We start from the raw sequence: 19804 nt of genomic DNA, 5'->3' as shown, positions 1-19804 counted from the left end.
CCGGCATCGGTGACAATGGACCACCATCACAGAGGAGCCATCGCCATGTTGGAACGTTTCGACGTCGGTCCGCGCATGTCCGAGATGACCGTGCACAACAAGGTTGCCTACCTGTCCGGCCAGATTCCCGAAGACACCAGCCAGGACATCACCGGCCAGACCCGCCAGGTGCTGGCCGAGATCGACAAGCTGCTGGCACTGGTGGCCAGCGACAAGCAGCACGTGCTGCGCGCGGAGGTCTACCTGGCCGACATCGGCGATTTCGCCGGCATGAACGCGGCGTGGGACGAATGGGTGGTGAACGGCATGACCCCGGCGCGTGCGACGGTGGAAGCCAAGCTGGCCGACCCGAGCTGGAAGGTGGAGATCGTGATTACGGCCGCGTTGCCGTAAGCACCAGTTCAATGCAATCCACCGGACACGGTGGAATGCACAGTTCGCAACCGGTACACAGATCGGCGATGACGGCGTGCATGTACTTGGCGCCGCCCACGATCGCATCCACGGGGCAGGCCTGGATGCACTTGGTGCAGCCGATGCAGTCGGCTTCGATCACCCGCGCGACCTGCGCGGGCTTGTGCTCGCCCCGGCGGCGATCGAACGGCAGCGCCGGCACCTCCAGCACGCGTGCCAGCGCACGCGCGCCTTCGTCACCCCCGGGTGGGCAATGGTCCACGCCCGCCTCGCCACGTGCCATCGCCTCGGCATATGGCCGGCAGCCGTCGTAGCCGCACTGGCCGCATTGGGTCTGCGGCAGCAGGCGGTCGAGGCGTTCGATCAGGGGCAGGGAAGGTGATGTCATGCGTGGCGTCGGCTGCGCGGGTTGTTCACTTCAAGGGTTTACCGCGATACCAGCGTTCCTGGGCCAGGGCCAGCATCGGGCGGTCTTCGCTGCTGTCGCCGTACGCATGGATGCGCACGTAGCGAGACAGATCGTAGCGCGCGCGGATGCTTTCGACCTTGCGTGGTCCGCAATCGCCCTCGGCATAGCGCCCGGTCAGGCGGCCGTCACGGCTTTCCAGCCGGTTGCAGATCATCTCCAGCCCCATCGCGTCGCACCAGCTCCGCAGGTACAGGTCCAGCGAACCGGACACGATCACCACGGTGTGCCGCTGCTGCAGGTGCCAACGAATCTGCTCCAGCATCTTCGGTCGCACCACCTCGGGCAGCACCTCGCGGGAAAACCCGGCGGCCTGCGCCGCGATATCGTCTGCATGGCGGCCCCGCATCACCAGCCAGGTCACGCGCGCGCGGATGCGCTTGGCGGAAATCAGCTTCAACCGGTAGGCCAGCAACCACGGCCCGACCTTCCACCACGCCTGCGCAAGCTGTTCAGGCGTGGCCACGCGGCGCAGGAACCGCGCGTAGGTGTCGCAGTCGGTGACGGTGTTGTCGAAGTCGATCAGGGCCAGTTCCATCTACACCCTCCCGTTGGGCTCGACTCAACGAACCGGCATACCGGGCAGCGCGCTGCTGTCGGCATCGAGCAGCGCCAGTGCGCCGCCATCGAAACCGGCCGACAGGATCATGCCTTCGCTCAGGCCGAAGCGCATCTTGCGCGGGGCCAGGTTGGCGATGAACACCACGCTGCGGCCGACCAGCGCTTCGGGCTCGCCGTAGCTGGCGCGGATGCCGGAGAAGATCTGGCGCTTGCCCAGCTCGCCCGCATCCAGTTCGAAGCGCAGCAGCTTGTCCGAGCCGTCCACGAATTCGCAGGCCAGCACCTTGCCGATGCGCAGGTCGAGCTTGGCGAAATCGTCGATACCGATGTAGGCCGGGCCGTCCGCAGGCGCAGCTGCAGCGGCGGCCGGCGCGGCAACCGCTGCCGCCGGCTTGGCGGGCTTGGCCGGGGCCGCAGGGGCGGGGGCGGCGAGGGTGTCCTTGGAAGCGTCGGTCATGGCGTCAATCATTTTCGGGTCGATACGGGTGAACAGCGGGCTGTACACGGCGATGGTGTGGGACAGCAGCGGCGAGGCGATGTCGGTCCAGCGCAGCACCGGGGCGGCCAGGAACGCTTCGGCCTGCGCGGCGGTGGCCGGCAGCACCGGCTTCAGTGCGGTAACCAGCACGCGGAACAGGTTCAGCCCCTGGGTGCAGACCGACTGCAGCTGCGCATCGGCGCCCTCCTGCTTGGCGATCACCCACGGCTTCTGCTCGTCGATGTAGCGGTTGGCTTCGTCGGCCAGCGCCATGGTCAGGCGCAGCGCGGCGGCCGGATCATTGCGCTCATAGGCTTCACGCACCGGTGCCAGGCCGGCCACGAAGCGATCGTACTGCGCGGCATCGGGCAGCGCATCGGCCAGGCGGCCATCGAAACGCTTGCTGATGAAGCCGGCGCAGCGGCTGGCCAGGTTGACGAACTTGCCGACCAGGTCGGCGTTCACGCGGGCGATGAAGTCGCCCAGATTCAGGTCGAGATCGTCGACACCGCCCGAGGACTTGGCCGCGAAGTAGTAACGCAGCGCTTCCGGCTCCAGCCCGGCATCCAGGAAGGTGCGGGCCATCACGAAGGTGCCGCGCGACTTGGACATCTTCGCGCCATCCACGGTGAGGTAGCCGTTGACGTGCAGGCGGGTCGGCGCGCGGTGGCCGGTACCGTGCAGCACCGCCGGCCAGAACAGGCCGTGGAAATTGACGATGTCCTTGCCGATGAAATGGTGCAGCTCGGTGCTGGTGCCGGCGCGCAGGTGCGCGTCGAAATCCTCGCCGTTCTTCGCGCACAGCGCCTGGAAGCTGGACAGGTAGCCGATCGGCGCATCCAGCCAGACGTAGAAATACTTGCCCGGGTGGCCCGGGATCTGGAAGCCGAAGTACGGCGCATCGCGCGAGATGTCCCACGCGCGCAGGCCGCCTTCGGCATTGAGCCACTCGCCCAGCTTGGCCTTCACCCCGGGCAGGGCCACGTCGCCGGCCAGCCACTCGCGCAGGAACGCCTCGAAACGGCCCACCTCGAAGAAGAAGTGCTCCGAATCGCGGATTTCCGGGGTGGCGCCGGAAATGACCGAACGCGGGTCTTTCAGGTCGGTCGGCGAGTAGGTGGCACCGCACACTTCGCAGTTGTCGCCGTACTGGTCGGGCGTGCCACAGTTGGGGCAGATGCCCTTGATGTAGCGGTCGGGCAGGAACATGCCCTTGGCCGGGTCGTAGAACTGGGCCACCGAACGGCGCGTGATGTGCCCTTCCGCCTCGAGCTTGAGGTAGAACGCTTCGGTAAGTGCCTTGTTGCCGGCCGAATTGGTCGAATCGTAATGATCGAACGCGACCCCGAACGCGGCGAAATCGCGCTCGTGGCTGGCCTGGATGTTGGCGATGAACGCTTCCGGGGTCACCCCGGCCTTCTCGGCCGCCAGCATGATCGGGGTGCCGTGGGTGTCGTCGGCGCACACGAACCAGGTCTTGCCGCCGCTCATTCGCCGCGCGCGCACCCAGATATCAGCCTGGATGTAGCCGACCAGGTGGCCCAGGTGTAGCGGGCCGTTGGCGTAGGGCAGTGCGGTGGTGACAAGAGCGGTGCGGGTCATGAGGCTGCGCGGGTGCGGGGGGAACGCGGGATTATCGCACGCTCCCCCCCAGCCAGCGGTTACTCGCGGATCCAGGTCTGGGCGCGGCAGATGAAGGCCACGCAGCCGGACATGTCCAGCTTCTTGCCGCCCTGGTGCAGTTCCACCTTGGACTTGTAGGTCTTGCCGTTGGCCGGGTCCAGCACGGTGCCGCCGGCCCACTTGTGGTCACCGTCCGGCTTCAGGTTCCACAGGATGGTCATGCCCTTCACCGGCTTGCCCTTGTTGGCGCCGCTGCAGTCGTCGCAGACCGGGTTCGGGCCCTTGTCCGACTTCAGTACTTCCACCACCTTGCCGGTGAGGGTGCCATTAGCGGCCTGGGTGATCTCCACGATCGACTTCACCTGACCGGTCTTGTCGTCGATGGTCTTCCAGCGGCCCGCCGCGCTGTCGGCGGCCGAAGCGGACACTGCGGCCATCATCAACGGCAGCGCCAGCAGCAGGGTCTTGAAGGTCTTGCGCATGTTTCCCCTCCCAGGGATGTACGTGGATGCCGGCGCGCGGCCGGGACAGCTGGACTGTATACCCATTCGCTTCGGTACGGAACGGACCCGCAGCGGCCGCTACAACGCATTCAGCTGACTTCGTAAAGCTCCAGCGGCAGCCCGTCCGGGTCGGCGAAGAAGGTGAAGCGCTGGCCGGTGTACTCGTCGACACGGATCGGCTCGCAGGGCACGCCCGCGGCCGCCAGGCGTTCGATCATCGGCTCCAGGGTGGCTACCCGGAACGCCAGGTGGCGCAGGCCCTGCGCTTCCGGGCGGCTGGGCCGGGGCGGCGGCGAAGGGAACGAGAACAGCTCCAGTTGGCCGCCGTCGGGCAGGGCCAGGTCGAGCTTCCACGAATCGCGCGCGGCGCGGTGGTGCTCGGCCTTGACCGTCAACCCGAGCACGCGGACGTAGAAGTCGCGCGAACGGTCGTAATCGGCACAGATCAGGGCGACATGGTGGATGCCAAGCAGGGGTGTCATGGGATCGATTCCTGGTGGCGCATCCGCGCAACCGTCTGGGTGGGGGCGATACAAATACCGCAACTCGCGCTGGCTTTCTAACTTCTTGTAGAGCCTTGCCCCCCTGGCGTCTCCAACATGCAGCCCTCATCGAGCAGGGCCGCAGACCGCGTGCCGCCTCGGCAAATGCCTGAACGGGAGTGGTCGGATGCACGTCATCGTCAATGCAGGGCAGGGCCCTATCGACCTCACCGTCGGTGGGCAGGCCATCCAGCTCGCTCCCGGTAACCGCCTGCTGCTGGCCGGCGTGCCGCTGCCGCGCAACACCGGGCTGGACACCCTCACGCTGGCCGGCAGTGGCATGGCGCGGGCGCTGGCCCATTTCGACCATGCCAGCAACGTGCTGCGCCCGGCCGGTGAGCCGCAGCCGCTGTGCTGGGTGGTAACGGCCGCGCTGGAAGATCCGGATGTGGCGGCCGCGTGGCTGATCGACCAGCTGGCGCGCGGTGCCGGGCAACCCGAGGATGGCCAGGCGGCCCAGCTGCTGCGGCACCTGGCGCGCAGCGAAAGCTACGGCCTGATGCGTTTCCTGCTGGACGAAGGCGGCGAAAACACCGTGGCCGCGCTGGCCCAGCGCTATGGCCTGTCTTCGGCGCAGTTCCACCGGCGCTGCCGGCAGGTGCTGGGCCGCCCACTAAAGCGCGAGCTGCGCATCCAGCGCGCCGCGCGCGCGCTGCTGGCCTATCCCGGCCGTGCGCGTTCGTTCACCTACCTCGCCGCCGACCACGGCTATGCGTCGCTGTCGCACTTCTGCACCGACGTCAAATCGCTGATCGGCTGTTCGCCCCTTTCCGTCTACCGGGCCGTCTCGACGCCCAACGAGTGATCCATGCGTTCCCTGTCGTTGTACCTGCTGTTGTTGACCGTACCCACTGTTGCACTCGCACAGACCCCGCTCGAAGGCACCGCGATCCAGGATCGCGCCGACCTGCCGCACGCCACCGGGTTCGTCTCCCGCGCCGACAACGCCAGCCACCTGCTCAATGCCCTCGGCGCCCGTGCCCGACAGGCCGTAGTGCTCAGCCCCAAGGCGCAGAAAAAGAAGGTCAGCGGCAGTTTCGACCTGGCGCGGCCGTTGGACGTGCTGGCCAAGGTCTCGGCGGAACTGGGCCTGGTCTGGTACAGCGACGGTCAGTCGATCTACGTATATGACGCCGACGAGCAGAAGAACGCCGTCGGCGGGCTGCGGCATACCTCGATCGCCACGCTGTCGGACTTCCTGCGCAAGGCGCGGCTGTCCGACACGCGCTACCCGGTGCGCGGCGGCGGTGCCGACGGCACGTTCTACGTGGCCGGTCCGCCGGTGTACGTGGATATCGTGATGAACGCGGCGCGCTATCTGGATGACCTGTATGAAGGCGCCGATGCCAGCCCGCACCACGTCGAGGTGATCAAGCTCGAACACAGCTTCGTCAACGGGCGCCGCTACGGCCTGCGCACCAGTGAGGTCTCCCTGCCGGGCCTGGCCGACGTGCTGTCCGGGGTCCTGCAGCTGGGTGACTTCGGTGCCGTGGTCAAGCAGCCCTCGCTGCCGGTCGATCCGGCCACCATCACCGAAGAGCTCCTGCCGTCGCTTGCGCCCGCGCCGCCGGCGGCCCAGGTGGCCCCCCAGGTGCCGGTCGGGCCGAGCCCCGCCGTGGTGATGGCCTACGCCGAAACCAACAGCCTGGTGGTGCGCGGCACGCTGGCGCAGATCGAACAGATCAAGCGCCTGGTCGGCGAGCTGGACACTCCCCGCAAGCAGATCGAGATGTCGCTGTGGATCATCGACATCAAGAAGACCGAGCTGGACCGCCTGGGCGTGAACTGGAGCGGTGGCATCAACATCGGCAACCGGCTGGCGATCGGCATCAACCAGTCGCCCTCGGTCAGCACGCTGGACGGCAGTCGTTTCCTGGCCTCGGTGCAGGCCATGGCCAGCAAGGGCGACGCGCACATCATCTCGCGCCCGGTGCTGCTGACCCAGGAAAACATCCCGGCGTACTTCGACAGCAACCAGACCTTCTACGCCCAGCTGGTGGGCGACCGTGCGGTATCGCTGGAACAGGTCACCTACGGCACCCTGATCAGCGTGCGCCCGCGCATTTCCAGCGGCAACGAAGTGGAAATGCAGCTGAAGATCGAAGATGGCGCGGCAGACGCCACCAACGCGGTGGCATCGCTGCCACTGGTGAACCGCACCGTGATCGATACCGTGGCGCGCGTGCCGCAGCAGCTCAGCCTGCTGGTGGGTGGCTACACCCGCATGCAGGCCGATGACGGCTACAGCGGCATTCCCGGCCTGCGCCGCATTCCCGGCGTGGGCAAGCTGTTCGGCCACAACAGCCGCTCGGCGGAAAGCCTGGTGCGGGTGTTCCTGATCCAGCCGCGCCTGCTTACCGGCAGCGACCCGGTGGATGGCTACCGCATGCCGGAGGTGTACGGCCCCGGCGTAGGCGACGCCGTGCGCGACCAGATCCGCGCGCTGCATCCGCACCTCAACGCTGCGGAGGACGTGCATGGCGCTGCCGGCCATTAATCGACACATCACCGCGCCGCTGCCGGTGACACCCCGCCAGGCCAGTACGCAGGGCGACCGCGACGACACGGCCAGGGACCTGCTGTCCGGCTTGGGCAGGCCGTCCAAGCCGGGCTCGCTGGCCACGGCCATGTCCATGCAGGATGACCTGGCCGCGTTGGTGGCCTCGCTGCGCAATCGCCGCGATGGTCAACAGACCGGCGCCAGCGTGGAATCGCAGGCGTGGATCGACCACGTGCTGGATGACCAGGTGCACGGCAAGGTCATGGACCTGCGCGCGCTGCTGGATGGCATGCGCAGCCCGGTGCAGCTGCTGGCGCTGCTCCGGCAGCTGTTCCCCGATCCCAGCGACATGCTGGCGGTGCTGCGCTCCTTGATCGCCGATGACGAACTGCAGGAACTGCGCGAGCTGTTGCAGCAGTCGCTGGAGCAGCTGCTCGCCGACGAGGCCGCGCAGGGCAATAGCGCGGCCACGCGCGGTGGCCTGAACGTGGCAATCAAGGCGCGGCTGGCTGCGCGCGGCAGTCAGTTTTCGGCCCGGGCGCTGCGCCAGAGCTATCGTGACTTCATCGGCAACCACCAGGACTGCGTGGGCGAGTACGCCGGCTGGATCGCACTGTACGGTTTCGAGCGGCGCGCGCAGGTGGTGGACTTCATGGAGCAGGCGATCGGCGCGGACATGTACTCGCTCGACCCCAGTGCCTCGCACCTGGAGTTCGGCCGGCTGCTGCGCCAGGTACGCAACCTGGCCGTGCTGCGCTCCACCGACCACCTGCTGGTACAGGAGGCCACCCGCGACCGGCTGCTGGCGCGGCTGTCCACCACCGCCGAAGCGGTGGTCGGTGGGCTGCTGGATGTGGTGCGCGGCCTGCAGGACTGGGCCGGCCTGTTCGCGGGCCCCTTGGCCGATGCGCGGGTGGCGCTGTCCGCGCCCGAACGAGCGCGCTTGGTGCAGGCGCTGCGCCGCGCGCTGGGCGGCCTGCCCGATGCGGTGTGGAGCGATGACCTGGCGCGCGAACGCGCGGCGCAGTCTTTGGAGGTGGTGGTGGTGGAAAGCATGAAACGCGAACGCTGGCACGCCGGCCACGCCGGTGGGGTGAGCGTATGAGCACCACGGCAAACACCGCCACGAGCGGCTGGGGCCAGCGCGCCCGCGGCATCCTGCGCCCCGAACTGGCACTGGTGGTGCTGATGGCCGTGATCGTGGCCATGCTGATCATCCCGCTGCCGACCTTCCTGGTCGACCTGCTGATAGGCCTGAACATGGCGGTGGCGATCGTCATCTTCCTCAGCTCGTTCTACGTCGAGCGCATCCTCAATTTCTCCACGTTCCCCTCGGTACTGCTGTTTACCACGCTGATGCGGCTGGCGCTGTCGGTCAGCACCAGCCGGCTGATCCTGCTCGATGCCGACGCCGGCCATATCATCAGCGCCTTCGGCGACTTCGTGGTGGGCGACAACCTGGTGGTGGGCGCGGTGATCTTCGCCATCATCACCCTGGTCCAGTTCATCGTGATCACCAAGGGTTCCGAGCGTATCGGTGAAGTGGTCGCGCGCTTCTCGCTGGACGGCATGCCCGGCAAGCAGATGAGCATCGATGCGGACCTGCGCGCCGAGGCCATCACCTCGGAAGAGGCGCAGCGCCGCCGCCGCGACGTGGAGCGCGAAAGCCAGCTGTACGGCTCCTACGACGGCGCCATGAAGTTCGTGAAGGGCGATGCCATCGCCGGCATCGTCATTGTGTTCGTCAACCTGTTCGGCGGCATCGCCGTGGGCATGCTGCAGCATGGCATGGCGTTTTCGCAGGCGCTCAACACCTTCACGCTGCTGACCATCGGCGATGGCCTGGTCGCGCAGATCCCCGCATTGCTGATCTGCATCAGCGCCGGTTTCATCGTCACCCGGGTCAGCGGCGAGAGCAACAACCTGGGCGCCAACATCCTGGGCGAGCTGTTCAACAGCAACGTGGTGCTCGGCACCGGTGCGGTGCTGGTGCTGCTGCTGGGCCTGCTGCCGGGCTTCCCGCTGCCGGTGTTCGCCGGCCTGGCCGTCGGCCTGACGGCGATGCTGGTGTGGCGCCTGCGCCGCGCGAAGACCGCCGATGCCGGCGGCGCCCAGGGGGCGGGGCAGGGCGGCGCTGCCGCACCCGCGGGCAAGGGCGACACCGCCAACGCCCGCCTCACCAGCGAAACCCTGCCGCTGATCCTGCTGATGCCGCCGTCGCTGCATGAGGCGGGCATGGCGGGGCAATGGGAAGAACAGCTGCGCCACGACGCCTTCGTCAACACCGGCATGCAGCTGGCGCCGCTGGTCCTGCGCAGCCACACGCCGGCGCAGGACCATGAGGTGAAGGTACTGATCAACGAGATTCCGGCCGCGTCTTCACATGTGGTCAGCGGGCACGTGCGGGTCTGGGGCCGGCAGGACGAACTGGAAGCGCTCGACATGGGCCTGGTGGTGCCACACGACGGCGCCACGGCGCGGTGGGTGCCGGCCGACGCACACGAGGATGTGCGCGCGCTGGGTTGCGATGTCTCCAGCGACTACGAGGAACTGCGGCGGCTGGTGCATGGCGCGGTACAGCGCAACATCGGCGAGCTGTTCGGCATCCAGGAGGCCAAGCACGTGCTGGATGCGCTGGAGAAGCGCTTCCCGGAACTGGTCAAGGAAACCTACCGGCACATGCCGATCCAGCGCGTGGCCGAAGTGCTGCAGCGCCTGCTCCGCGAAGACGTGTCCATCCGCAACATGAAGGTGGTGCTGGAAACCCTGGCCCAGTGGGGCCAGCGCGAAAAGGACGTGATCCTGCTGGTGGAGCACGTGCGCGGCGCCCTCGCACGCTACATCTCGGCACGCTTCGCCCGCGATGGGCGCATTCCCGCGATCCTGGTGTCCAGCCCGGTCGAAGACCAGATCCGCGCCGGCATCCGCCAGAGCCAGGGCGCGGCCTACCTCAACCTGGAACCGGCCGAGGCCGGCGAGCTGATGGATCGCTTCGCCCTGCATGTCGGCGAAGTCGCCGCACACCGCCCCGACGTGGTGCTGATGGTCGCGCCGGACATCCGCCGCTTCGTCAAACGCTTCATTGAAACCCGCCTCCCCTCGACCGCCGTGCTCTCGTTCGCCGAGATCTCCGACACGGTCACCCTTGATGTGATGAGAAGCTTATGACCTCCCTGCTGGATACCCTCAACTCCGCCCTCCAGGAACTGGGCTGCGACCCCTCGCGGTTCCAGTTCGATACCCACTCTTCGGTGGTGATGGGCTTTGCCGACGTGGGCGAGCTGCTGCTCGATCCGGTGGACGACATGGTGTACCTGTGGGGCCGCCTGGATACCTCCCCGGCCGAGCGCTTCAGCAACCGCGCCGACGAACTGCTCACCGCGTTGTCCGCGCCTGCCGCGCATTTCGCCAACGGCTGCCTGGCCCTGCGCCAGCTGGAAGATGGCTGCCTGGTGGGCGGTGCGCTGCAGCCCGATTGCCGCCACGAGTCCAGCCTGCTGGCCGCTGCGATCGAAGGCTTCCACGCACGCGTGATCGAACTGCAGGCCCTGCTGCGGTGACAGCCGCCACGCCCTGCTGGCGTCCCTGTGCCACGCCGGTTGCCATGCGCGCCGGCGAGCTGCGCGTGCCACTGCCGGATGTCGCCGTGGGGGAACACTGCCACGTGCGCCGTTCGGCGGGCGATGACCGCGTGCTCACCCACGGCGTGGTGACCCGGGTCGATCATGGCGTGGCCACGCTGGCCCTGGTCGGCGCACCGGTGCGGCTTGCGGCCGACGTGGTGGTGGCCGCCACCGGCCGCCCGTTGCAGGTGATGCTGGGTACGCACCTGCTGGGTTGCGTGCTGGATGGGTTCGGTGAGGTGGTGGAGCGGCTGCGCGACGGTGACGCCGTGGATGCAGCCGGCGTACCCGCGCCGGTGCAGGCGGCCCCGCTGGACTATCGCCAGCGCCAGGCGATCCAGACCCCCTTTGCCACCGGTATCCGCGCGCTCGACGCGCTGCTCACCGTGGGCGAGGGCCAGCGCATGGGCATCTTTGCCGCGGCCGGCTGTGGCAAGACCACCCTGGTGGAAATGCTGCTGGCCAATGCCGATTGCGGTGTGCGGGTCGTGGCGCTGGTGGGCGAGCGCGGCCGCGAAGTGGCCTCGTTCGTCGAGGCGATCCGGCAGGGTCCGGCGGCGGCGCGCACCATCGTCGTGCAGGCCACCTCCGATTCCTCGCCTGCTACCCGCGTCAACGCGGCCATGGTGGGCACCCGCATCGCCGAGTACTTCCGCGACCAGGGCAGCCGCGTGCTGCTGGTAATGGATTCGGCCACCCGCTACGCCCGCGCGCTGCGCGACGTGGCGCTGTCGGCCGGCGAGCCGCCGGCACGGCGTGGCTTCCCCGCATCGGTATTTGAAGCATTGCCGCGCCTGGTGGAGCGCCCGGGCAATGCCGTCACCGGCAGCATCACCGCGTTTTACACGGTGCTGCTGGAAGACGATGCAGACCCGGATCCGGTCGGCGAAGAAGTCAAATCGCTGCTGGATGGGCACATCTACCTCAGCCCGCGCCTGGCCCAGCGTGGCCACTTCCCGGCCATCGACGTGCTGCGCAGCGCCAGCCGCCTCTACCCGCAGCTGGCCCGTGAGCACCAGGCAGTGGCCGCTACCCGCGTGCGCGCGGTGATGGGGCGGCTGGACGACCTGCAGCTGCTGCGCGACATCGGCGAATACCGCCCCGGCGTGCAGCCGGAGCAGGACGATGCGGTGGCCCGCGAACCGCGCCTGCTGGCGTTCCTGCGCCAGCCGCTGCACGCGCCGGTCACGTTCGACGCTGCGGTGGAGGCACTTGATGCGCTCGCCCGCTGACCCTGCGCGGCTGGCCACGCTGCTGGAGCATCGCGCGCACCGCCTGCGCCGCGACGCCCGCGCGCAGGCAGAACAGGCCGCCCAACGTGACCGCGAGGCGCAGACCCTGCGCAGCGCGGCGGATGCGCGCCTGCAGGCCGCACAGCTGGGCGAGGAACACGGGCTGGACCGCCAGCGCCTGTTTGAGCGCCTGCGCGGTGTCGCCATCGCCCGCGCGCACGTCCTGGAATGCGAACTGCGCGCCGGCCACCTGCAGGAGCAGGCCGGCGACGCCCGCGAGCAGGAACAGGCGCTGCGCCTTGCCGCGGCTGGCAACCACTCACGTGCGCGGCGGCTGCAGGCCGTCGGTGCACATATCGACCAGAAGCACCGGCAGGCGCGCCTGCGCCGCCAGGAGCGCCAGATCCAAGAGGAATACACATGTCGTTGAACATCCAGGAACCGCAGGCCGCCGTACCGGCCGCCAGCCCGGTCGAGCCGGTCTCCCTGAGCGAGCGGGTAGAGGCCCGCCAGCCAGCGCGCCTGCCGCAGCAGATGCCCGAGGAGCAGCCGCAGCACGACATCAACGACAGCGCTCCCGCATCGGACGACGTTGCGCCGGAGCAGTTGCAGGCGCCGATGCCCAGGCAGCTCGATGCCAGCCTGCCGCGTGAGCACGCTTCCCGCCGCCGCGATGCCACTGCGGCTGAGCGGGGGCAGACGCAGGCGCTGCTGCGGCATGCAGGGAAGCACCAAGGTGGGCTGGCCAGCAACGCACCCCTTCAGCGTCCTGGCGGGAATGCGCAGCCGTCGTCGGGTGCAGATGCGCCCGTTCCTGCCGTGGTGTCGCTGCCGGCTGGCGAGCCTGCGCCTGCGCTCGCCGCTGTGGCGGCAGAAGGAAAGCCTTCCGTTGTCGCGTCGGTTCCACCCGCGCCCTCCGTGATCGCACCTGAAGCGGCCAAGGCGTCGTCTACGACGAACGGCTTGCTTGCCAACACCCCTGCGGAGGGCACGAGCGCAGCGTTGGAAGGCGGTGCCCGCACACAACCGTCGTCATCGACAGCCGCGCGCGTTCAGCGCGACCACGCTGCAACGGCCATCGACAAGGCCAGCGGCAGTACCGTGAATCCGACGCCGGCGCGTTCGGCGCCGGTTGAGGTGGCACCTGCAGGCGCGGTGGAAACGGCCCCGCAGAGGGCGGTCGAGCCCTCTGCCGCAGCCGATGCCACGCAGTCCACCGTTGTGCAGGTCATGACCGGTGCGTCCCCGCAGCAGGGCGTTGAAGCCGGCACGGACGGCCAGACGCTGGCCGACGCGCGTCGCGCCGACGCCAACCTGGGCACCCGCCAGCATGTGCGCGCCGCGCGCCAGGCAGAAGCGCTGCAGACCGCCATGGCCCAGCGTGCCGACGCGGCCAGCCAGGTCCACGTTTCCTTCAACAGCTGGGGCGCAGGCCATTCGGTGACCGCGCGCCTCGATGGCGGCCGCCTGCACATGCAATCGTCGTCGGCCCGGGTAGCGCAGGCGCTGACCTCCGCCGTGGCACCGGATGGCGCCGAGCTGCAGATCGCCGTGGACAGCAGCGACAGCGCCACCGACGAGCGCCGCCGTCGCCACGGCGGGCAGGGTGACGCATGAACGCGCGACGCTGGCCCTTTCCCGCGCTGACACCGGCCAAGGCAACGCAGGCCGCGATTGCCGCAGCCTGCGCGCGCGTGAACCTCACTCCGGACTGGCATCCCCTGCCGTCGCGGGGCGCCATGCTGCAGTTCGATGTCAGCAGCCCGATGGGCACGCTGCGCCTTGCGGTTGCCGCAGACCACTGGTGCCCGGCCATGCTGCCCGCGATGGGCGGGCTGGCCTGGTCCGAACTGGTGGACCGCACCGCGCTGGCCTGCTGGCTGCCCGACCAGCCGCTGCTGGACATCGCCGCCGGGCCCTTCCGGGGCGCGCAGGTGACCCTGCATGACGTGGTGCCGGTGAGCGTGCTGGCGGTGGGCGAGGGGGCGCCCCCCTGCCTGCCCACCGCCCAGGGCCTGGCCTGGATCGAACAGGCCGACATCGTCCATGCCGGCGCCATCGCCGCCCCCCTGCAGGCGCTGCGCCTGCCCGTGGAACTGGGCATCGCCCGCCTGCGGCTGCCGCTGCACCGGCTGCGCGGCCTTGCCCCAGGCGCGGTCCTGCTGCTGGACCAGCTGCACCCGGTCGCCCGCACGGGGGGCCGTCGCCTGTACTCCTTCGACTTCACCCTAGAGACCATCGCCGTGAACACACCCTTCGATTTCCTCGACGACGATGACGGCAGCGCCGACATCGCCCCTCCTGCCGTGGCGCCGGCCGCCGACGCCCCTGCGGCCGGCATCGACATCAAGCGCCTGCCCGTCAACGTGGACGTGGTGCTGTGCCAGCTGCAGCACGCCATCGGCGAACTGGACGGGCTGCAGCCCGGCACCGTGTTCCACCTGCCTGTCGACGCCTGGAAACAGCTGCAGCTGCGCGTCAACGGCCAGCTCATCGCCCGCGGCGAACTGGTGCAGGTGGGTGACCAGCTCGGCGTACAGCTGGCGCAGGCGCCCGTGCTGCCATGAATTTCGTCAACAACGACATCTCGCTGATCGCGGTCATGTCGATGGCCGCGCTGCTGCCGTTCCTGATCGCAGCGGGCACCTGCTACCTGAAGTTCTCGGTGGTGTTCGTGCTGCTGCGCAATGGCCTGGGGCTGCAGCAGGTGCCGTCCAACATGGTGCTCAACGCGCTGGCGCTGATGCTGGCCTTCTACGTGATGCAGCCGATCGTGCAGAACATGTACGACGCCTACGTCGCGCTGGAGGCACCGCTCAATTCAGTAGCGGCCGTGGTGACCTTCCTCGACAGCAGCCTGGACGGCTACAAGGTCTACCTGGCCACCTATTCGGACCCGGAACTGGTGAAGTTCTTCGAACGCGCGCGCCACGCGGAAGACGGCATGCCCGTGCCCGACCTGGAGCCGCACGAGCGCTCGCTGTTCGCGCTGATGCCCAGCTACGCCCTGAGCGAACTGAAAGATGCCTTCCGCATCGGCTTCTACCTGTACCTGCCGTTCGTGGTGATCGACCTGGTGGTCTCCAGCGTGCTGCTGTCGCTGGGCATGATGATGATGAGCCCGGTGACCATCTCCGCGCCGATCAAGCTGATCCTGTTCGTGGCGATGGATGGCTGGAGCCTGCTCTCGCAGGGTCTGGTGCGCCAGTACCTCGACGTGCCGATGTAGCCATGGACGCGATCATGTTCATGGGCAACAAAAGCCTGCTGCTCATCCTGCTGCTGTCGGCCGCGCCGGTGGCGGTGGCCACCATCGTCGGCCTGGCGATCGGCCTGTTCCAGACCGTCACCCAGCTGCAGGAGCAGACCCTTCCCTACGGTGCCAAGCTGCTGGCGGTGATCGCCTGCCTGCTGGTGCTGATGACCTGGATGTCGGCGCGCATGCTGGATTTCGCCCGGCTGGCGCTGCACACCGCGCTGAACGGGTAGGGCGGTGCAGCTTTCCCCGCTCGACACCGAACTGGTCGCGCTGGCCCGCGACCACGGCCTGCCGGCGCTGCTGGGCATGGCCCGCATCGGTGCGTGCCTGGTCTGGATTCCCTATCTTTCGCCGGGCGTGATGCCGGCCAAGATGACCCGGACCGTGGTGGCGATGATGATCCTGATCGGCCTGTGGCCGTCCACGGCCGGGGCCAGCATACCGCCGGACATCCTTTCCACTGCCGGCGTGGTGCTGCGCGAAGTGCTGATCGGTACCGCCATCGGCCTGGTGGTGGCCCTGCCGTTCCACATCTTCCACGGCATGGGCGCCATCATCGACAACCAGCGCGGTGCCGGCATCGGCGCCATGCTCGACCCGGTCAGCGGCATGGAGGCCACTGAAACCTCCAACCTGCTGCAGCTGATGAGCGTGGTGGTGTTCCTGGCCACCGACGGCATGGTCGTGCTGCTGGAAGTGATCCAGGACAGTTACACGCTGATTCCGATGGGCGGCGTACTCGCGCTGGACCTGCCCCGCGTGCAGGATTTCGCCGGCACCCTGCTGGCCGGCGCGGTGCGCATGGCGTTGCCGGTATTGCTGCTGCTGTTCCTGGTGGAGGTGCTGCTTGGCGTGCTCTCGCGCTTTGCCCAGCAGATGAATCCGTTCTCGATCTCGCTGGCGGTCAAGTCGTACATCGCCTTCATCGCGTTGCTGTTCTACCTCATGCCGACCGTGGCCCAACAGGTGCCGCTGATCCGCGACAGCACCGATGCCCTGCAGCTCCTGCTGGCGGTGCCTGAGTGAAGACCGAAAAGCCCACCCCGCACCGCCTGCTCAAGGAATCGAAGAAGGGCAAGAGCTTCGTCAGCCGCGACCTGGCCGGGTTGACCGTTCTGGTGGCCGGGCTGGTGGCCATGACCACGATGATTTCCAGCCGCGCGCTGTATGGCTTCTACCGCGGCATGGCCGAGCGGGGCTTCAGCCTGACCCCGGCCGAGGCCGCGTGGCAGGCCACGGTGGCCTTCCTGTGGATTGCGGTGCCGGTAGGCGCTGCCGCCATTGTCGCCGCCGTGCTGATCTCGTTGGTGCAGAGCCGGGGCGTGATCGCTGCCGAAGCGGTGCGCATCGACCTGGCCCGGGTCAACCCGATCTCCGGGTTCAAGAACCTGTTCTCGCTCAAAACCATCAAGGGGTTGGTGACGGCGGTGCTGTACCTGCTGGCCGGCATCATCTTCGCGGTGCTGGCCTGGAAGCTGTTCGCGCCGTCGCTGTTCGCCCAGGTGCAGATGCCGGACAAGGCCGCCGGGGCGCTGTGGTACAGCGTGGGCTGGCGCAGCACCGCGCTGCTGCTGGCCGTACTGTCGCCAATCGCGCTTGCTGCGGCGTTCGTGGAGTACCGGCTGTACATCCGCGAGATGCGCATGGAAAAGCACGAGGTCAAGCAGGAGCACAAAGACCACAACGGCAATCCGGAGATCAAGCAGCGCCGCCGCCAGATCGGCGAGGAGCTGTCGGCCCAGGTGCAGTCCGATGTCGCAGGCTCGTCGATGATCCTGGCCAACCCGACCCATATCGCGGTGGGCATCTTCGTCCATCCCGATTACCCAGGCCTGCAGTTCGTGTCCGTGCGCGAGCGCGGCAATCGTGCGCGCAAGGTCATTGCCCTCGCCGAGCGGCTGCGCATCCCGGTCGTGCGCGACATTCCGGTCGCGCGCGCGGTGTATTTCAACGCGCGCCGCTACCAGTTCGTGCCGGCCGAACTGGTGACGCCCATCTCCCGGATCCTGATGTGGCTGAAGGACATCGAGCGCAACCATGCCGACGCGCCATCAGATTCCAATCCTTCTGCCGATTCTGCGCCGGATACGACGCCCGGCCTTGACGACACGATCCCACGTCCGCCCAGCGGATGAGGGAAACCCGAAAGCCCCTCCTTCGTACCCCCGCCACACTGTGCTTGTCCTGCAGCGCCGTTGGCACCAACCCGGTAACCCACCATGACTTTTGCCCCCGACGCCCCCGCTGGATCCGACACCGACCAGGCCCAGCTCGATGAACTGGCCCAACTGCTGTTTGAAGGCGCCCAGACCGGCGCTGCCATCAAGGATCTGAAAGGGGTCAGCGATGACCTGCTGGAAAGCGTGTACGCCTATGCGCACCGTTTCTACACCGACGGCCGACTGGACGAGGCCGAAACGTTCTTCCGCTTCCTGTACCTGTACGACTTCTACAACGGCGATTACGCCCTCGGCCTGGCCGCGGTGCTGCAGATGAAGAAGGACTACGCCAAGGCCATCGACATGTACGCGCTGGCCTACGCACTGCTCAAGCAGGACGAACGGCCGATGCTGCATGTCGGCCAGTGCCACCTGGCCATGGGCAAGCTCGCCCTGGCCAAGGGCTGCTTCGAAACCGTGCAGGAGCGTTCCACCGATCCGGCCCTGCTTGCGCGGGCAAAGGTCTACCTGCAGGCGCTGGCCAGCAATGGCGAAACGCCGCCCGATACTACTGAGGAAACTGATTCCGCATGAACATCTCCGCTTCCGCCGGCCTGACGCCGCTGGCCTTCACCCCCACGCCTGCGGCGCGCGCCGATGCCGCCGCGGCCGCAGCCGCCGGCTTTGGTTCGGCATCCTTCCAGCAGGTCGAAGTCATCGATCGCAGAGTGCTGGAGCTGCTGGCGAAAGCAGCGGGTGAGCGGATGGTCGTGTCTGATGGGACGGAAGCGCAGAATCCGAACAAGCCGATGCTGCGCATGGCGGACATGGTGCTGGTGATGCGCGGCGCCACCCAGCGGGCCGCCGCCGGTGGCGTGCCGCAGGCGCCGTTGACGCCGGAGGCGGCGTTGGCCAAGTTGCTCATGCAGCTGAGCGAAGTGATCACCACCGAGAACGGCCGCAGCCTGGCCTCGCAGCTGGAGCTGGTCAAACAGCGCCTGGCCCAGCGCTCTGCATCGGCAGCGGAACTGTCCGAAGCGATCCGGCTGGCGCAGGAAGTGGTGGAACAGGCCATGGCCGGCATGGAGTCGGCCGAAGGCGAGCTGCTTGCCGCCGCCGAGGCTCTGAAGCAGGCCGAAGCAGAAGTGAAGCGGCTGGAGCAGGCCCTGGCCGATGCCCCGCCGGAAGAACAGGACGCCATCCGTGCCCAGCTGGAGGCCGCCAAGGGCAAGGCTGCGGAAGCGCAACTGAGCATGGATGAGGGGATCAAAGCGCTGGTCAAGGCCTCCGCAGCCCTGAATAAGGCCTTGTCCGACCTCGAAGACTTCAAGACCCAGGCCGACCAGCTCGACCCGAACGGCAGCGTCAGCGCCCGTGGCGATGAGAAGGCGCGCACCAATGCCGCCATGTTGAGCGAACTGCTCGCCATGCTGCAGGAGATCATCGGAAAGGCCAATGACGCCAAGCTGGAAGCCGAAACCAAGCTGCTGCAGGAAGTGCTGAAGCTGCGCGAGGCAGAGAACCTGCGTCGCTCGCAGGAGTACCAGGATGAGCTGGCCAAGGCCGAAGCCGCGCAGAAGAAGATGGGCTGCATCGGGAAGATCATCGGCTGGGTGGTCGCCGTGGTAGCAGTGGTCGTGGCGCCGCTGACCGGCGGCGCCAGCATGGTGCTGGCCGGCGTCGGCCTCGCACTGGCCATCGGCGAAGAGCTGGGCCTGGACATCATGGGCAAGATCATGGAGCCGATCATGAAGGTCATCATGGACCTCGTGAAGCAGGTGGGCAGCGTGATCGGCGACGTGCTGGCGTCCATGGGCGTCTCCACCGACATCGTTGACAAGATCAAAGATGTTCTGGCCGTGGTTGCCGTGGCGGCGATGATCATCGCCGCCGTGGTGCTGACCAAGAAGGTCGCCGGTACCGCCGCCGTCCAGCAGCTTGCGAAGGCCGTCACCCGCGCCGTATCCGAGGCCATCAGCAAGGCGCTGCCGCAGATCCTCAAGAGCGTTGCGCGCTCTGTCGGCCAAACGGTGGACGACGTGGCGCAGGCGATCAGCAAGGCCGCTGCAAAGGCAACGGGCGCCAGTGCCGACAATATGGCCAAGCGCGCCGGTTATGCGATGAAGGCCACGCACACGTTGCAGTTCGCCAACCAGACCACCCAGAGCGTCGGCAGCATCGTCATTGCCGACATGTACATCGACGCGGCAAAGCTGCTGGCCAAGCTGGAAGTCGGCCTGGTAGCCAGCGAGATCTTCCGCGAGCTCATCCAGAAAATCCTCGAGTACTTCATCCAGACCAAGAACCTGGTGCAGCAACTGTTCGAGCAGATGAGCAACGTGCAGGCCAACGAGCATGCAACGGCCAGGTTCGTCACCCACCGTATCGGCGCAGCTGCCGCCTGACCGGCCGCGCGACCCCGTCTCTCCACATTGCAAAGGACC

The 19804-nt window shown here is 67.8% G+C and carries 21 protein-coding genes; 16 read left to right on the top strand and 5 right to left on the bottom strand.

The genetic code is table 11. The annotated features are described in order from the left end of the window. Positions 1–45: 45 nt before the first annotated feature. Entirely contained in the window at positions 46–393 is a 348-nt protein-coding gene (locus tag NMB40_RS12500; protein ID WP_282245297.1) for a RidA family protein, read from the top strand. On the opposite strand, the gene rnfB is transcribed toward NMB40_RS12500, so the two are convergent. From rnfB to gloA2, 5 genes are all read right to left on the bottom strand, one after another. Then, complete coding sequence (gene rnfB / locus NMB40_RS12495; protein WP_282245295.1) at positions 374–802, bottom strand: Rnf electron transport complex subunit RnfB; 429 nt, start codon at positions 800–802, stop codon at positions 374–376. The genes NMB40_RS12500 and rnfB overlap by 20 nt on opposite strands. A gap of 25 nt (positions 803–827) precedes the next feature. Continuing rightward, the gene (locus NMB40_RS12490) at positions 828–1418 is read right to left on the bottom strand and encodes an HAD family hydrolase (RefSeq protein WP_494358603.1); all 591 of its coding nucleotides are present in this window, start codon (positions 1416–1418) and stop codon (positions 828–830) included. Positions 1419–1442: 24 nt separating this feature from the next. Then, positions 1443–3521: a methionine--tRNA ligase gene (gene metG / locus NMB40_RS12485; protein ID WP_494358602.1), complete on the bottom strand. Its 2079-nt coding sequence runs from the start codon at positions 3519–3521 to the stop codon at positions 1443–1445. A gap of 59 nt (positions 3522–3580) precedes the next feature. Continuing rightward, the gene (locus NMB40_RS12480) at positions 3581–4024 is read right to left on the bottom strand and encodes a DUF2147 domain-containing protein (RefSeq protein ID WP_494358601.1); all 444 of its coding nucleotides are present in this window, start codon (positions 4022–4024) and stop codon (positions 3581–3583) included. A gap of 110 nt (positions 4025–4134) precedes the next feature. Then, positions 4135–4527, bottom strand: coding sequence for an SMU1112c/YaeR family gloxylase I-like metalloprotein (gene gloA2 / locus NMB40_RS12475; RefSeq protein WP_494358600.1), 393 nt, complete (start codon positions 4525–4527; stop codon positions 4135–4137). A 187-nt stretch (positions 4528–4714) separates the two neighbouring features. Between gloA2 and NMB40_RS12470 the strand changes: the two genes are divergently transcribed. The 15 genes from NMB40_RS12470 (at position 4715) to sctE (ending at position 19765) form a co-directional block, all read left to right on the top strand. Beyond that, positions 4715–5392, top strand: coding sequence for a helix-turn-helix domain-containing protein (locus NMB40_RS12470; protein WP_282245285.1), 678 nt, complete (start codon positions 4715–4717; stop codon positions 5390–5392). Between the two features lie 3 nt (positions 5393–5395). Beyond that, complete coding sequence (gene sctC, locus NMB40_RS12465; protein WP_494358599.1) at positions 5396–7084, top strand: type III secretion system outer membrane ring subunit SctC; 1689 nt, start codon at positions 5396–5398, stop codon at positions 7082–7084. After that, entirely contained in the window at positions 7065–8192 is a 1128-nt protein-coding gene (gene sctW, locus NMB40_RS12460; RefSeq protein ID WP_494358598.1) for a type III secretion system gatekeeper subunit SctW, read from the top strand. The genes sctC and sctW overlap by 20 nt, the downstream gene beginning before the upstream one ends. Then, entirely contained in the window at positions 8189–10255 is a 2067-nt protein-coding gene (locus tag NMB40_RS12455; protein ID WP_494358597.1) for an EscV/YscV/HrcV family type III secretion system export apparatus protein, read from the top strand. Before sctW ends, NMB40_RS12455 begins: the two co-directional genes overlap by 4 nt. Continuing rightward, a complete protein-coding gene (locus NMB40_RS12450; RefSeq protein ID WP_481441310.1) occupies positions 10252–10647 on the top strand; it encodes an InvB/SpaK family type III secretion system chaperone in 396 nt (131 codons plus the stop codon). The genes NMB40_RS12455 and NMB40_RS12450 overlap by 4 nt, the downstream gene beginning before the upstream one ends. 44 nt (positions 10648–10691) lie before the next feature. Continuing rightward, entirely contained in the window at positions 10692–11942 is a 1251-nt protein-coding gene (locus NMB40_RS12445) for a FliI/YscN family ATPase (protein ID WP_494358596.1), read from the top strand. Continuing rightward, positions 11926–12372, top strand: a complete 447-nt coding sequence (locus tag NMB40_RS12440) for a hypothetical protein (RefSeq protein ID WP_494358595.1) — start codon at positions 11926–11928, stop codon at positions 12370–12372. The genes NMB40_RS12445 and NMB40_RS12440 overlap by 17 nt, the downstream gene beginning before the upstream one ends. Next, complete coding sequence (locus tag NMB40_RS12435) at positions 12363–13559, top strand: SpaN/EivJ family type III secretion system needle length determinant (RefSeq protein ID WP_494358594.1); 1197 nt, start codon at positions 12363–12365, stop codon at positions 13557–13559. Before NMB40_RS12440 ends, NMB40_RS12435 begins: the two co-directional genes overlap by 10 nt. Beyond that, a complete protein-coding gene (locus tag NMB40_RS12430; protein ID WP_494358593.1) occupies positions 13556–14509 on the top strand; it encodes a FliM/FliN family flagellar motor switch protein in 954 nt (317 codons plus the stop codon). Before NMB40_RS12435 ends, NMB40_RS12430 begins: the two co-directional genes overlap by 4 nt. After that, positions 14506–15171 (top strand): EscR/YscR/HrcR family type III secretion system export apparatus protein, encoded by a 666-nt coding sequence (locus NMB40_RS12425; protein ID WP_494358592.1) that lies wholly within the window; start codon positions 14506–14508, stop codon positions 15169–15171. Before NMB40_RS12430 ends, NMB40_RS12425 begins: the two co-directional genes overlap by 4 nt. Before the next feature lie 2 nt (positions 15172–15173). After that, on the top strand, positions 15174–15431 hold the full coding sequence (gene sctS, locus NMB40_RS12420) for a type III secretion system export apparatus subunit SctS (protein ID WP_068853566.1): 258 nt from the start codon (positions 15174–15176) through the stop codon (positions 15429–15431). A 4-nt stretch (positions 15432–15435) separates the two neighbouring features. Next, positions 15436–16227: a type III secretion system export apparatus subunit SctT gene (gene sctT / locus NMB40_RS12415; RefSeq protein WP_494358591.1), complete on the top strand. Its 792-nt coding sequence runs from the start codon at positions 15436–15438 to the stop codon at positions 16225–16227. Then, on the top strand, positions 16224–17336 hold the full coding sequence (locus NMB40_RS12410; protein WP_494358590.1) for an EscU/YscU/HrcU family type III secretion system export apparatus switch protein: 1113 nt from the start codon (positions 16224–16226) through the stop codon (positions 17334–17336). The genes sctT and NMB40_RS12410 overlap by 4 nt, the downstream gene beginning before the upstream one ends. 84 nt (positions 17337–17420) lie before the next feature. Beyond that, positions 17421–17954, top strand: a complete 534-nt coding sequence (locus tag NMB40_RS12405; protein ID WP_494358589.1) for a SycD/LcrH family type III secretion system chaperone — start codon at positions 17421–17423, stop codon at positions 17952–17954. Beyond that, positions 17951–19765 carry a type III secretion system translocon subunit SseC family protein gene (gene sctE / locus NMB40_RS12400; protein ID WP_494358588.1) on the top strand — a complete coding sequence of 605 codons (1815 nt, stop codon included), beginning with the start codon at positions 17951–17953 and terminating at the stop codon, positions 19763–19765. The genes NMB40_RS12405 and sctE overlap by 4 nt, the downstream gene beginning before the upstream one ends. Positions 19766–19804: the final 39 nt, after the last annotated feature.

It is taken from the genome of Stenotrophomonas sp. FBCC-B152, assembly GCF_059134105.1.
The sequence above is the reverse complement of the archived record's forward strand: the minus strand, read 5'-3'. Positions and strand labels throughout refer to the sequence as shown.

Excerpts from the sequence above, each read along its gene's own strand:
- NMB40_RS12500 (WP_282245297.1), top strand. The coding sequence starts at position 46 with ATGTTGGAACGTTTCGACGTCGGTCCGCGCATGTCCGAGATGACCGTG.
- rnfB (WP_282245295.1), bottom strand. The coding sequence starts at position 802 with ATGACATCACCTTCCCTGCCCCTGATCGAACGCCTCGACCGCCTGCTG.
- NMB40_RS12490 (WP_494358603.1), bottom strand. The coding sequence starts at position 1,418 with ATGGAACTGGCCCTGATCGACTTCGACAACACCGTCACCGACTGCGAC.
- metG (WP_494358602.1), bottom strand. The coding sequence starts at position 3,521 with ATGACCCGCACCGCTCTTGTCACCACCGCACTGCCCTACGCCAACGGC.
- NMB40_RS12480 (WP_494358601.1), bottom strand. The coding sequence starts at position 4,024 with ATGCGCAAGACCTTCAAGACCCTGCTGCTGGCGCTGCCGTTGATGATG.
- gloA2 (WP_494358600.1), bottom strand. The coding sequence starts at position 4,527 with ATGACACCCCTGCTTGGCATCCACCATGTCGCCCTGATCTGTGCCGAT.
- NMB40_RS12470 (WP_282245285.1), top strand. The coding sequence starts at position 4,715 with ATGCACGTCATCGTCAATGCAGGGCAGGGCCCTATCGACCTCACCGTC.
- sctC (WP_494358599.1), top strand. The coding sequence starts at position 5,396 with ATGCGTTCCCTGTCGTTGTACCTGCTGTTGTTGACCGTACCCACTGTT.
- sctW (WP_494358598.1), top strand. The coding sequence starts at position 7,065 with ATGGCGCTGCCGGCCATTAATCGACACATCACCGCGCCGCTGCCGGTG.
- NMB40_RS12455 (WP_494358597.1), top strand. The coding sequence starts at position 8,189 with ATGAGCACCACGGCAAACACCGCCACGAGCGGCTGGGGCCAGCGCGCC.
- NMB40_RS12450 (WP_481441310.1), top strand. The coding sequence starts at position 10,252 with ATGACCTCCCTGCTGGATACCCTCAACTCCGCCCTCCAGGAACTGGGC.
- NMB40_RS12445 (WP_494358596.1), top strand. The coding sequence starts at position 10,692 with ATGCGCGCCGGCGAGCTGCGCGTGCCACTGCCGGATGTCGCCGTGGGG.
- NMB40_RS12440 (WP_494358595.1), top strand. The coding sequence starts at position 11,926 with ATGCGCTCGCCCGCTGACCCTGCGCGGCTGGCCACGCTGCTGGAGCAT.
- NMB40_RS12435 (WP_494358594.1), top strand. The coding sequence starts at position 12,363 with ATGTCGTTGAACATCCAGGAACCGCAGGCCGCCGTACCGGCCGCCAGC.
- NMB40_RS12430 (WP_494358593.1), top strand. The coding sequence starts at position 13,556 with ATGAACGCGCGACGCTGGCCCTTTCCCGCGCTGACACCGGCCAAGGCA.
- NMB40_RS12425 (WP_494358592.1), top strand. The coding sequence starts at position 14,506 with ATGAATTTCGTCAACAACGACATCTCGCTGATCGCGGTCATGTCGATG.
- sctS (WP_068853566.1), top strand. The coding sequence starts at position 15,174 with ATGGACGCGATCATGTTCATGGGCAACAAAAGCCTGCTGCTCATCCTG.
- NMB40_RS12405 (WP_494358589.1), top strand. The coding sequence starts at position 17,421 with ATGACTTTTGCCCCCGACGCCCCCGCTGGATCCGACACCGACCAGGCC.
- sctE (WP_494358588.1), top strand. The coding sequence starts at position 17,951 with ATGAACATCTCCGCTTCCGCCGGCCTGACGCCGCTGGCCTTCACCCCC.